Origin of the sequence: Pseudomonas sp. USHLN015 (genome assembly GCF_037153275.1) — a bacterium.
In the GTDB taxonomy this organism is placed as follows: Bacteria; Pseudomonadota; Gammaproteobacteria; order Pseudomonadales; family Pseudomonadaceae; genus Metapseudomonas; species Metapseudomonas tohonis.
In genome coordinates this window covers 236,708-249,860 of sequence record NZ_JBBCKP010000005.1, presented here as the reverse complement: position 1 = coordinate 249,860, position 13,153 = coordinate 236,708, and the positions used below count along the sequence as shown (strand labels likewise).

Here is a 13,153-nt window from a genome sequence, read left to right as displayed (position 1 = left end):
GGAGCAGCGCCACAAGCGCCGCTCCTTTTTCATTTCTGCCGTACGGAAAATCCGCGGATAGCGTCTTTCGCAGGGTCGGTGACGCTCTTTTCATCCACCGGGGAACACAGCACCCCGTAGATTGGGCTGAGGCACGAAGCCCAACGCAACAGACCCGAACCACACGATGTTGGGCCTCGCTGCGCTCGGCGCCAACCTACGGGCACGCTGGCAGGCTCGGAACGAATTCCATCGCGGATGAAGCCGCTCCCACAGGGAAGAGCGGGCGAATGAATTCGCCCCTACAACAGATGGATCAATGCCGCGCGGACAGGCGCTCCACCGCTTGCGCCGCGCCCATCTGCCGGGCGGCGGACAGGGCGGTGGCACCACCCGCATCGGTGGCGTCGATGCGTGCACCGTGGGCCAGCAGGCTGTCGATGATTTCGCCGCGGTTGAACATGGCCGCCATCATCAGCACCGTCTTGCCATCGGGTGTCGGGCCTTCCACGTCGGCGCCGTGGGCCAGCAGCAACTCGACCATGGCCAGGTCGCCCTTGAAGGCGGCACCGGCGAGTGGCGTCTGTCCGTTGTTGTTGCGCAGGTCCGGGTCGGCGCCGTGCTCCAGCAACACCCGCACAGCCTCCCGGTGGCCGTGGTAGCTGGCCAGCATCAGCAGGCTGTCGCCCTTGTGGTTGCGAAGGTCCACCGGCAGGCCCTGCTCGAGCAGCGCGGCCAGGCCCTGCGCATCGCCGTTACGGGTCAGGTCGAACACTTTGTTGGCAAATTCCAGGGTCGCGTCATCCAGGACGACCGCCGCGTTCTGCTCGCTCATTCAGGCTCTCCTCGAAGTGGCAGCTCGGCTGCGAAAATCAGTGGGGCCGATGATAGGGAAGCAGCCGGGGCGCGGCTCTTAGGGATTCTCTATGGGTGTGAAAGCCGCTGCGGATCGAGCGGGTACGCATGCGCCATTGCAGCGCCGCCGCTGTCGCTAGGCGTGGTCGGTGAAATAGCGGGCTTCGAGCACCAGCGTCCCCTGCAGCACATCGGCCAGGCACTGCCCGCAGGTGCCATCGCAGTAGTGCTCCAGCGCCGCCTGGTTGGCCCAGCAGCCCTGCAGCAGCCACAGGTCGGGGTCGTCGGGGGCGCGCAGCACCTCGTGGCTGATGCAGCCCTCAATGCGACGCGCCGGCTCGACCAGCGCCAGCAGGCGCTCGCCCAGCTCCTCCGAGCGACCGTTGCGGGCGCGGATGGATGCGAGGCTGGTAAAGGTTGGGGACAGGGTCATGGTCTGCTCTCCTCTTGCACGTGGCCCAGGACACAGGCCTCGATCAGCGGCGTGGCGAGGAACAGGGACGTCAGCACCAGCAGCCACAAGACCGTCGGCAATGCTGCACGATCGGCCTTGCGTGGGTTGCTTCTCTGCGGCTCTCGCATCGCCTTCGACCTCGGCATGCGGCGCCCGTAATGGGCGCCGATACAGGGAGAGACTACGGACGCAAAGGCTTTTCCGGTTAGACGATTCCTGCGCGATGCTTGCCTGATCCTGCGAATCTCACGCAGTCAGCATCCGGATGAAGGAGCGCGACAGCGGCGAGCGCTCGTCACTGCGGCGAACCAACCACACCGCCGTGGTCGCCGACGGGTCGAGCAGCGTGCGATAGACCACGCCATCGAACTGCATGCGGGTGAAGGAGGCCGGCAGCACCGACACGCCGAGCCCCGCGGCCACCAGGCCGATGATGGTCAGCGCGCTGTGGGACTCCTGGGTGATGCGCGGGCTGAAGCCCATCTCGTGGGTCAGCGCGATCAACTGGTCGTAGAGCCCGGTGCCGGCGGTACGCGGGAAGTACACGAAGGGTTCGTCTGCCAGCGCCTGCAGATGCAGGCCGGCGTCGAAGGCCGGGTCCGTCGCCAACGGGTGGTCGGCGTGCAGCACCGCCACCAGCGGTTCGCGGAACAGCTCCACCGCCACCAGGGACTCCGGCAACGGCAGCGGGCGGATCAGCCCCACCTGCAGGCGCCCGTTGAGCAGGGCCTCGACCACATCGCGGCTGACCATCTCGTGCACCTCCAGTTGCACATCGGGGTAGGTGCGACGAAAGCGGAAGATGGCCTGGGGAATGATCGAGGTGAAGGGCGCCGACGAGGTGAAACCGACCTTCAGCTCGCCCAGTTCGCCGCGCTGGGCCCTGCGCGCCACATCGGTCGCCTGCCCCACCTGGGCCAGCACCTGGCGCGCCTCGACGAGAAACAGCCGCCCCGCCTCGGTCAGCGCCACGCGGCGGTTGGTGCGCTCGAACAGGCGCGCGCCCAGCTCCTCCTCCAGCGCCTGGATCTGCTGGCTCAGGGGTGGCTGGGAGATGCCCAGCAGCTCGGCGGCGCGGCCGAAATGCAGCTCTTCGGCGACGGCGATGAAGTAGCGCAGATGACGGAGTTCCATGGCTGGAATGATATGTCCTGCCTATCAAAGATGCCGAACAATATATTGGAAAGTATCAGTCCCGGCCGATAGGCTTTTCCCATATCCCGAACGAACCAGCCACTCCACCCCTCCAGCGGGTGCGACGGCACACGCCTGCGCGACAGGCGCCGGGGCCCTGATATCGCCTGCCGAGGTGCATGATGAAAGCGTCCGCCCAGGACACCGCGCTGCCCAGCCATATCGCCAAAGGCACACCCGCCTTCCTGCGCACCAGCCTCGCGCTGTTCTGCGGCGGCTTCGCCACCTTCGCCCTGCTCTACTGCGTGCAACCGATGATGCCGGTGCTGGCCCGGGCCTTCGCCATCAGCGCCACGCAGAGCAGCATGGTCCTGTCGGTTTCCACCCTCGCCCTGGCCTGCGGCCTGCTGCTGACCGGCTCGCTCTCCGACGCCCTCGGGCGCAAGCCGGTGATGGTGGTCTCGCTGCTCTGCGCCGGGCTCTTCACCCTCGCCAGCGCGGCCATGCAGAGCTGGGAAATGGTGCTGGCCATGCGCGTGCTGGTGGGGCTGTCGCTGAGCGGGCTGACCGCCGTGGCCATGACCTACCTGAGCGAGGAGATCGACCCGCGCCATACCGGCCTCGCGGTCGGGCTGTACATCGGTGGCAACGCCATCGGCGGCATGAGCGGGCGACTGGTGGCCGGGGTGATGGTCGACTACGTCTCCTGGCACTGGACGCTCGCCACCATCGGCGCGCTGGCGCTGATCGCCGCCCTGGTGTTCTGGCGCGTGCTGCCCGAGTCGCGGCACTTCCAGGCGCGCCCCATCACCGCGAAGAACCTCTTCGGCGGCTTCGCCCTGCATTTTCGCGATGCGCGCCTGCCGCTGCTGTTCCTCGAAGCCTTCCTGCTGATGGGCAGCCTGGTGACCTTCTTCAACTACATCGGCTTCCACCTGCTGGATGCGCCCTACCACCTCAGCCAGGCGGCGGTGGGCATGCTCTCCATCGTCTACCTGTCGGGCACCTACAGCTCGGCGATGGTCGGCTCGCTGGCGGATCGCGTCGGCCGGCAGAAGGTGCTCTGGGTGGTGATCCTGCTGATGCTGGCCGGCTTCGGCCTCACCCTGCTCGAGCCGCTGGCGCTGATCCTGCTGGGCATGCTGCTGTTCACCTTCGGCTTCTTCGGCGCCCACTCGGTGGCCAGCAGCTGGGTCGGGCGCCGCGCCGTGCAGGCCAAGGGCCAGGCGGCCTCGCTGTACCAGACCTTCTACTACGCGGGCTCGGGGATAGCCGGCACCCTCGGCGGGTTGTTCTGGCACCGCGCCGGCTGGAGCGGTATCGGCCTGTTCATCGGTGGCCTGCTGGGCCTGGCGCTGCTGATCGCCCTGCACCTGGCCCGGCAACCCCAGGGCGCGGCCTGTGCGAGCAAGCCATAGCGCATTCTTCGTGACGCCCGCGACCGTGAGGTCCGACTGAACAGGTCCACGCCGGAGGCCTGGAACGAACCCTTGCCATGATGGCAATCGGCCCGACTCCTGCTTTACTTGGCGGACTTCGACGAGCGATGACGACCAGGGAGCGGCGCGATGGAAGACCAGTACAAGGCGGAACGGGATCGGATCACCTGGCGCCGCAAGGCCCTGGGCCTCGATGGCGGCAACGAGACGCCAAGACGCCCCTGGGCCCTGGCCCTCTCCGGTGGCGGCATCCGCAGCGCCACCTTCTGCTTCGGCGTGCTCCAGGCCCTGGCCCGCGCGCCCGTCGACCCTGGGGCGAACCGCCCCCCGAAGAACGGCGAAGACGATCCCCACACCCACCTGCTGCCGCGCTTCGACTACCTCTCCACCGTCAGCGGCGGCGGCTACATGGGCTCGTTCTTCTCCAGCCTGTTCCAGCCCGAGCGTCTGCGACCGGTCAATGGCGACGAGCAGGAAAAGGCCCGCCAGGCCGCCCTCGAGGCCTACCGGGTGATGCGCTACCAGCCGCCGGGGCGCATCCACTCCTCCGACAACTACCGGGCCGCCCCGGTGGGCGCCGGCCCTACCGCCTGGCTGCGCGAGAACGGCCGCTACCTGACGCCCACCGGCGCCGGCGACCTGATCTATGCCCTGGCGATGACCTGGCGCAACTGGCTCTCGGTGCAGTACGTGATCGGCATGCCGATGCTGCTGGTGCTGGCCCTGATCGCCCTCGCCCAGGGAGTCGCCTGCCACCTCTGGCCGACCGGCCCGCTCTGCGCCAGCCTGCTGCTGGTGCCCGGCGGCGTGGCGCTGCTCAGCGTGGCACCGCTGATGCTCGCCTACTGGCTGATCTACTCGCGCAAGAGCCAGGACGAGCCCCCGGCCCTGGCCAACTGGGCGACCCTGTGCGCCGTGGTGATCGTCGTCGCCATGGCCATCCCCGCCATCTACCTGCAACTGCACACGCCCGACACCACCAACCCGGTGGAAATCCTGCTGTGGCTGACCATCATCGTCACCGTGCTCGGGCTGCTCTGGTGCGCGGCGCTGGTCTTCACCCAGGACCACGGCTCGACCCCCGATGACGCCGGCCTCGACGCCAACAACGTGCGCAACTACCGGTTGCGGGTCACCCGTGCGCTGAGCCAGGCGATCACCGTCACCGGCGCACTGCTGGCCCTGGCGCTGCTCCACCAACTGGCCCAGGAGCTCTACGTGGTGCTCGCCCGGGGCTACTGGCAGGCCTCCGCCCCCGCCGCGCTGCTGCCGGCGCTGGCCTGGATCGCCCGCCACCTGGCCCGCGCCAGCGACGACAAGCCGCTGCCCAGCTGGCTCAGCAGGCTGCCGCTGGACGTCATCGCCCTGGTCGCCGGCATCGTCATGCTGGTCTGCATCGCCCTGCTCTGGGGCCTGCTGGTGCAATGGGTGGCCTGGAACGGCCAGGTGCCCGGCCCGGACGCCATGCCGCCCTTCGCCCTGCAGCGCCTCACCGGGCTCGCCGTCGTGGCGGCGCTGCTGGCCTGGGTCTCCGGGCAGTTCATCGGCTTCATCAACCTTTCCACCCTGCAGGCCTTCTACGCCGCACGCCTGACCCGCGCCTACCTCGGCGCCTCCAACGGCCAGCGCTTCGACGTGCCCAGCCGGCAGAGCCGCAAGCGCATGAGCGTGGCGCAGACCCTGTCCCACGACGACATCGCCCTGGACAGCTACTACCGCACCCGCACCGCCGGCCCGCTGCACCTGATCAACGTCACCATGAACCTCACGGTCGACCCCTCAGAGCAACTGGTGCAGCGCGACCGCAAGGGCAAGCCGCTGTGCGTGGCGCCCTACTGGTACGCCCCAGGCAACACGGATGCCGAGGCGGTGAGCTTCATCCTCGACGGCGAGCGCAAGGTGCGCATCGCGCCCAGCGGCAAGGGCGAGATCAACCAGCCGCTGTCCCTCGGCCAGTGGGTGGCCACCTCCGGCGCCGCCTTCAGCACCGGCCTGGGCCGTGCCACCAGCCTGGGCACCTCCCTGGCCCTGGGCCTGGCCAACGTGCGCCTGGGCACCTGGTGGCAGAGCAACTTCCCGCCGCGCCAGGCCGGCCCGTCGAAGAACTCCGAGCGCCTGTCGCGCTGGCTGCCGGCGCAGACCTACCTGTTCTACGAACTCACCGCGCACTTCCACGGGCACCGCCGCGACAAGCTCTACCTCACCGACGGCGGCCACTTCGAGAACACCGCCACCTACGAACTGGTACGCCCGGAGCGCGACATCGAGCTGATCGTCATGTGCGACTGCGGCTGCGACCCGGAGTACCGCTTCGACGACCTGGCCAACCTCATCCGCCTGTCGCGCATCGACCACGCCCTGGAGATCGAGGAAGACACCGACGTGCTCGACCACCCGCTGCTGTCCCGGGTGTTCGCCAGCCTCGAGGGCTTCCGCCAGCCGCCTAAGCCCACCGATCGCCACTGCGCCATGCTGCTCAACGTGTTCAGCAGCGGCGAACGCGACGATGCCGACGCCCCGCGCGTGCTCACCAGCCGCATCCTCCTGCTCAAGCCGCGGCTGATCGAGTCGCTGCCGGTGGACGTGCTCAACTACGCCCGCGCCAACCCGGTGTTCCCCAACCAGAGCACCGCCGACCAGTTCTTCGACGAAGCCCAGTTCGAAAGCTACCGCCAGCTCGGCCTGTGCATCGGCCAGCAACTGTTCGGCGACGGCCTCAACCAAAACGCCATCGCCAATGCCCTGTGGAGCTACCTGGCCAAGCCGCCGCGCGGCGTGCGCCTGGCTTCGCCGACCATCGACTGAGTTCGCCCAGCCCGGCTCGCCACAACGCCGGGCCGGGATGTGCACCAACCGACGAACTGCCGTAATAGCGCTTTGACAGCGCCTGCTTTTCCCGGAAAATCCGCGCCTCGCTCACAGGGAAGAAGCAGTCTTGAACGATATCCACGACGCCGCCCGGCACATCAGGGACGCCATCCGTACCGCCACCACCGGCCTCATCGGACGCAACCAGCTCGCCGAACTCATCGTCCTCGCCGCCGTGGCGCAAGAGCACCTGCTGGTGGTCGGCCCGCCCGGCACCGCCAAGAGCGCCGTGGTCCGCCGCGTCGCCCAGGCCATGGGCGGGCGCTACTTCGAATACCTGCTGGGGCGCTTCACCGAGCCGTCGGAACTGTTCGGCCCGGTGGACCTGCGCAAGCTGCGCGAAGGCACTGTGGAAACCGACGTCAGCGGCATGCTGCCGGAGGCCGATATCGCCTTCCTCGACGAGGTGTTCCTCGGCTCCACCGCCATCCTCAACACCCTGCTCGGCGTGCTCAACGAGCGCCGCTTCCGCCGTGGCCACACCCAGCTCGACTGTCCGCTGCGGGTCTGCGTCGGCGCCGCCAACGGCCTGCCCGAGGACGAAGCACTGGCCGCCTTCGGCGACCGCTTCCTGCTGCACCTGTTCGTCGAAGCGGTGCCGGACCACCAGCTCGAAGCCATGCTCGCCGGTGGCTGGCAGGCCGAGCAGACGCCCATCGTCGGGCAGCACAACCTTGGCTACCTCGACACCCTCGGCCGCGCCATGAAAACGGTGAACCTGGAAGCCGCGCGCCCGGCCCTGGCCGATGCCATCCGTCGTCTGCGCCAGGCCGGCGTGCAGCTCTCGGACCGCCGCATCGTCAAATCCCAGCGCCTGATCGCTGCCGCCGCGCTGCTCGGCGGACGCCTGCACGCCACCGAGGCGGACCTCTGGCCGCTGCTCTACGTGCTGCCCACCCAAGAGGCGCAACAGCACGGCCGTGAAGTGCTGCGCGAGCTGTTCGCCCATGCCAGCAACGACAACCTGTTCAACGCCGTGGAAGAGGCCACCCTGCAGCCGCTGTCGCGGGTCAGCCGCCTGGCCGAAGAAGCCCGTGCCTGCCTGGACGATGCGCAGGGCGCCGGAGTGGAAGCGGTGCTGCGGGAGATCGACGCCAATTTCCTCGCCGAAGCCCTGCCGCCGACACTGGTCGAGCTGCGCGAGCGCCTGGTCGCCCGCCTTGCCACGCCGGCATGAGCGCACTGAAACAGGCCTGGTGCTGGCAACCCCGCGCCCAGGCCCCGGAGCCCCGTGCCGCCGTAGCCTGGGGCGAAGCCGCCCGGCGCCTGCATACACGCCTGCTGGCCCTGCCCACCGAGCAACTGGCGGGGCTGCAAGCCACCGCCGCCGCCGACCTGCTGGTGGTGATCGGTGACGCCAGCGCCCTGCCCTGGGTGGACGGCATCGACTACGCCGCCCCCTGCGAGCTGGCGCCCGAACTCTGGCTGCCGACCCGGCTGAGCCCCGATGCGCCGCTGGACCTGCTCGCCCGTGCCCTCGCCAAGCGCCACGGCCGCACCCCGCTGCTGCTCTGGCCCGAGCCTGCCAGGACCGTGCCGCTGGACCGCCAGTTGCCACTCTCCGAGGGCCACCTGGCGCGCATCCTCGATCACTGGCAGGGACGCTGACCATGCAATTGCCCGACGTCCTGAAGCCCTGGCACACCCTGCTGGAAGGCGTGGCCCCGGAGCTTGCCGAGCACCTCGCCGCGATGCTCGGCCGCCTGCACGCCCTGGTCGGCCCCTTCCGCGAACGCACGCCCAATGGCCCGCCCGAGCCCGATGGCCTGGGTGACCTGCACCGACGCGGCCCCTATGAGCGGCTGCTGTCCAGCGAGTGGCTGCTGGCCGATGAAATCCCCGATGAATTCCTCCGCCGCGCGGCGGGCGGCGAGCACCTGTTCCTCGCCCCCCAGCAGCGTGCGCGGCACAGCAGCCGGCTGATCGTGGCCCTGTTCGACGCCGGCCCCCGGCAACTGGGCGCCCCACGCCTGGCACACCTGGCGATGCTGATCCTCCTGGCCCGCCGCGCCCGAGAGGCCAATGGCGAACTGCGCTGGGGCATCCTCCAGCACCAGGCCTGGCATGAAGGCCTGCAAGGCCCAGCCGACCTCACCCAGGTACTCGAGGCACGCAGCTGGGCCGCCGCCGAGCCGACTCACTGGCAGGCCTGGCACGCCATGATCGACGCGTTGCCGGAGGAACCGGACGAGCGCTGGCTGATCGGCGGTGCGGCGGAAGACGACGGCATCAGCCACAGCCTGCAGATCACCACCCACCTCGGTGGCCAAGCCCTGGAGGTTGCGCTGCACCAGGCCAGCGGCCGTCGCAGCCTGGAACTGCCCCTGCCACCCCCGGCTATTGGCAAGCGCCTGCTGACCGGGCAGTTCGGCCTGATGGCCCTGCCCGGGCCACAGGCACTCGCCCAGCCCGGGGTGCTGCACGCCCCGCGAGTAGCCCTGACCCTGCCGCCGGTGATCGCCCGCTCCGGGCAGATGGTGGCACTGACGCTGCTCGACCAGAAGGGCGCGCTGGTCTTCAAGCTGCCACCGCCCCAAGGCAAGAAGACCATCGTCACCAAGGTACGCCGGCAGAACTGGCCCGCCGGCAACCAGCCACTGGCCATGGCCTTCCAGGGCAAGAGCCTGGGCGCCATCGTGGACACCGGCGCCTACCTGCGCTTCTGGCAATTGCAGGGCTTCGGCGCCATCAAGCGCCCACCGCTGGAAGAGTTGAGCGCACCACCGGGCACCGCCAACCTGCTGCCGCTGGCCCTTGTCAACAGCAATCACGCCGGCCAGCGCCTGTACCTGCTGGATGCCGCCAGGCACCTGCTGAGCTGGAACCGCGACGCGAAAGCCCCCAGCCATGAATCACCGGCCCTGCAGCGGATCGAGTCCGACGTATTGGCCATGGCCAGCTTCGAGGACGGCCGGCTCTACTACCTGTACAAGCGCGACCAGCGCTTCGTCCTGCAGGAGATGCTGTCGAGCCACCGGACCAGCAGCCCCCTGCGCCTGGGCGAAGCCGGTGAGCCGAGCAAGGCCTTCATGGCCCGGACCACCAACTCCTCGTCCCTGCCCGCCTGCGCGATGCTGGTGGAGACCGCGCCCCAGGAGCGCTGGCGACTCTGCCGTCCCCAGGGCCGCCAGGGTGAAGCTGCGGAAAACTGGATGCTCGATGTTCCCGGCGGCTGGAACGCCCAGGGCCTGGTGGTCAACCGTGAGAGCGGCGCCCTGTTGCTGGTGCTGATGGCCAGCGACCGCAAGGGCCTGAGCCTCTACGACGGCACCGCCCACAACAGGTTCTTCGAGTCCCCCGACCCCATTGCGCGCCTCAGCGTGTGCCCCGCCAGCGGCCTGGTAGCCATCCTCAGCCATGCCCGTGAGCTGGTGGTCTATTGCAGCCAGCGCCAGGTGGTGCGCCTGCGCGCCCACTGCACCCTGGCCGATGACGAAGGAGACCAGCCATGAGCACGCTGGATGCCGAGATTCGCCAACCGCTGCTCAAGGGCCGCCACAAGGTGGCCGGCCTTTGGCTGCCGGCCGACTGGCTGGACGCCGACGAGCGCGCGGCCCTGCTGTTGCGCCACTGGCGCGCCGACGCCAGCGCCTGGCGCTTCGCCGAGGGCGACCTGCTGCGCTTCGCCAGCAGCCATGCCATGGACTGCGACGGCCTGCTCGGCTGGCCGCTGCTGGCCCTGAAAGGCGGTGGCCTGTGCTCAGCCCAACTGGCCACCAAGGAACGGGCCGCGCTGCCGGTCGCCGACCTCTGGCTGGTGCGCGGTGGCCGGGTGCAGGCGCTGCGCCTGGCCGATGCCCAACACCTGGCCCTGGAGGAGCACATCGCCCTCGACGGCTACCCGCTGCTGGACACCTACGACTGCCGTGCCATCCTGCCGCCGCCGATGCTGGAGGTGCTGCCGCCGATCAAGGACATCCACGCCATCCTCGACGGCAAGGTGAAGCCGCCGAGCCCGGAGCGCGACGCGTTCCTCAAGTCGCTGCTGCAGCAACAGGCCGCCGCCGGCAAAGGCAGCGGCAGCACGCACGCCCAGCGCAAGGGCCCCTCGCGCCCCGCCTCCGGCAAAACGGGGATCAGCGCGAGCTGGGCCTTCTGGCTGTCGCTGTTCGCGATCATGATGATCGGCAGCTTCATCCGCGATGCGATGAAGCAACCGCCGAACATCCCGCCGCCCACCCTCAGCGCGCCCCCGGTGGTCGAAACGGCCGCTGACGGCGGCGACACCGTCCTGATCGTCATCCTGGTCACCATTACGGTGCTCATCGCGATGCTGTTCTTCGCCGCCTTGCGACGCTTCTTCAAGGGCGGGCAACAGGGCTGGACCGCCCAGCCCTCGACGCCCACCCCAGTGCCTGCCAAGGCCCCCGCCGCACCGCCCATCAAACCTCGCGCCACACAGGTGCCCAGCGGGCCGAGCGCCTGGCGGCGCTTTCTCACCTCCCTGGCCATCACCTCGAAATTCAGCGAGCTGCTCAACCGCCGCCAGAGCGCCTACATGCGGCGCATGCTGAAGATGTTCGAAGAGGGTGACATCGCCGAAGCCCTGCGCCACGCCCTGCCCCTGGGCAGCGAGCAGGGCAACCTGGGCCAGGCCTTCGGCACGCCGACACGGCGCGATGACCTCGCCCTTGGCAAGCGCTCGGGACCGGGCACCGCCATCTCGCTAGGCGAGGACCTCGAAGCGCACCTGCGCAAGGTCTATCGCCAGCACTTCGAGAAGCTCGACCGCGAGGGACGCATCGATGAAGCGGTGTTCATCCTCGCCGAGCTGCTCAAGGCACGTCAGGAGGCCCTGGACTACCTGGAGCGCCACCTGCGCTTCCGCCAGGCCGCCGACCTGGCGCTGGCCTGGGACATGCCGACCGACAGCATCGTGCGCCTGCATTGCCTGGCCGGGGACTGGCGCATCGCGCTGCAGGTCGCGCGCCGCGACAACGCCTTCGCCAACGCCGTGGAGATGCTGGAGAAGAAGTGGCCCCAGGCTGCCAAGCGCCTGCGCGAGGACTGGGCCGAAATGCTCGTGGCCCGAGGCGACTGGCTGGAGGCCGTGGACGCGATCTGGCCACTGCCAGACAAGCAGGAACAGGCCGCCCAATGGCTGCTGTGCGCTGAAGAGTCCGGCGGTGGCCTGAGCGCCGAGGCCCTGGTGAAACGCGCTGTGCTGCTGCCCGACACCCTGGACGCCTACGCCGCACGCCTGAAGGCCCTGCGTGACGACCCGGCGCGGGCCGGCGAGCGCCTGGCCCTGGCCCAGGCGCTGAACCGGGTCGGCACCGTGCCCCGTACCCGCAGCAACGAACAGCTGCAGTTGCTGGCACGGCTGGTATTGCCGCCCCTGCTGGAGGACCACGCCCGGAGCCGGGTCAATCTGTCCCGGCGTGACCTGCAGAGCCTGCTCAACCTCGGCCAGGACAAGCTGCTGCAAGCCGACCTGCCGCCCAAGGGCCTGCCCCAACATGACGCCTCGCCCCTGCTGCAACGGACCTCGCCCCTGCAATGGCAGGCGCCGCCGGCCGGCCAGAGGGCCATCCTCGACGCCGCGCCCCTGGCCGAGGGGCGCACCCTGATCGCCCTGGGCGAAGCCGGCCTGGCAGTGCTGGATGACCTCGGCCGCCCACTGTTCCGCTTCGCCGAGCCCGGCCACCGCATCGTCCTCGCCCGCAACCGTCGCGTGGCCCTGGCATTGGCCCGACGCGACCAGGTCTGGCGCATCACCAAACTTGACTTGGTCAGCCGCAAGGCCACCGACCTCGGCGTGCTGGCGATGGACTTCCACGCCCATGAATTCGACGGCACCTCCTGGACCATCGGCGACAGCCGCAGCGTGCGCGTGGTGGATGTCGACCGGGCCTTCGCCGTGGTCTGGCACGTCAACGACCTGCCAGGGCAGTTGCTTGCCTTCCAGGGCTGCGCAGGCTTCGAGCAATGGCTGGTGGAGGATGGCCGCGGCGGTACCGAGCTGTGGCGCTACGCATTACCGACGCGGCGCCTGGGCCCCCGCTACGAAGTGTTGCCGTCCCGGCATGATGGGGGGGTCTACGTCCCCAGCCCGGATGGCGGGCTGGTTGAAATCTGGTTCCGTGGCAACGAGGCAGGCGAGCAGACCCTGCTGGTACATACCCACGGCGGCACCCGCGAGGTCGCCCTGCCGGGCGTCACGGCAGACCAGGTCGGCAAGACGAACATCAAGCTGGCCGACGGCTGGCTGCTCCTCGGCACAGCGGTGGATATGGAGATGACGCACTGGCGGCTGATCAACCCGCGCACCCTGAAGACCTGTGCCGAGCTGGACTGGCCGTCCGACACGCCTCTGCAGAGCCGCTCCCTGGAGCACGACTGGCGGCTGTTCGACCGGAGCGGGCGCCTGCTGCGCCTGGACACCCTGACCAGCGAACTGCGCGAGTTGCACAGCTGAATAGCG

The 13,153-nt window shown here is 69.3% G+C and carries 9 protein-coding genes; 6 read left to right on the top strand and 3 right to left on the bottom strand.

Going from position 1 to position 13,153, the window contains the following annotated elements:
• Window positions 1-295: 295 nt before the first annotated feature.
• The 3 genes from WFQ67_RS12140 to WFQ67_RS12130 all read right to left on the bottom strand — a co-directional run bounded on the left by WFQ67_RS12140 (window position 296) and on the right by WFQ67_RS12130 (window position 2,422).
• Window positions 296-814: an ankyrin repeat domain-containing protein gene (locus WFQ67_RS12140; protein ID WP_337057003.1), complete on the bottom strand. Its 519-nt coding sequence runs from the start codon at window positions 812-814 to the stop codon at window positions 296-298.
• 156 nt (window positions 815-970) lie between these two features.
• Entirely contained in the window at window positions 971-1,267 is a 297-nt protein-coding gene (locus WFQ67_RS12135; RefSeq protein ID WP_173179385.1) for an antibiotic biosynthesis monooxygenase family protein, read from the bottom strand.
• Window positions 1,268-1,534: 267 nt separating this feature from the next.
• On the bottom strand, window positions 1,535-2,422 hold the full coding sequence (locus tag WFQ67_RS12130) for a LysR family transcriptional regulator (RefSeq protein WP_173179383.1): 888 nt from the start codon (window positions 2,420-2,422) through the stop codon (window positions 1,535-1,537).
• 182 nt (window positions 2,423-2,604) lie between these two features.
• Between WFQ67_RS12130 and WFQ67_RS12125 the strand changes: the two genes are divergently transcribed.
• From WFQ67_RS12125 to WFQ67_RS12100, 6 genes are all read left to right on the top strand, one after another.
• Window positions 2,605-3,840, top strand: a complete 1,236-nt coding sequence (locus WFQ67_RS12125) for an MFS transporter (protein ID WP_244862913.1) — start codon at window positions 2,605-2,607, stop codon at window positions 3,838-3,840.
• 150 nt (window positions 3,841-3,990) lie between these two features.
• Window positions 3,991-6,666, top strand: coding sequence for a hypothetical protein (locus WFQ67_RS12120; RefSeq protein ID WP_337057002.1), 2,676 nt, complete (start codon window positions 3,991-3,993; stop codon window positions 6,664-6,666).
• A 130-nt stretch (window positions 6,667-6,796) separates the two neighbouring features.
• The gene (locus WFQ67_RS12115) at window positions 6,797-7,906 is read left to right on the top strand and encodes an AAA family ATPase (protein WP_337057001.1); all 1,110 of its coding nucleotides are present in this window, start codon (window positions 6,797-6,799) and stop codon (window positions 7,904-7,906) included.
• Window positions 7,903-8,337: a bpX5 domain-containing protein gene (locus WFQ67_RS12110; protein ID WP_337057000.1), complete on the top strand. Its 435-nt coding sequence runs from the start codon at window positions 7,903-7,905 to the stop codon at window positions 8,335-8,337. Before WFQ67_RS12115 ends, WFQ67_RS12110 begins: the two co-directional genes overlap by 4 nt.
• A 2-nt stretch (window positions 8,338-8,339) precedes the next feature.
• Window positions 8,340-10,181 carry a hypothetical protein gene (locus WFQ67_RS12105; RefSeq protein ID WP_337056999.1) on the top strand — a complete coding sequence of 614 codons (1,842 nt, stop codon included), beginning with the start codon at window positions 8,340-8,342 and terminating at the stop codon, window positions 10,179-10,181.
• Window positions 10,178-13,147, top strand: coding sequence for a bpX6 domain-containing protein (locus WFQ67_RS12100; protein WP_337056998.1), 2,970 nt, complete (start codon window positions 10,178-10,180; stop codon window positions 13,145-13,147). Before WFQ67_RS12105 ends, WFQ67_RS12100 begins: the two co-directional genes overlap by 4 nt.
• The last annotated feature ends 6 nt before the right edge of the window (window positions 13,148-13,153 follow it).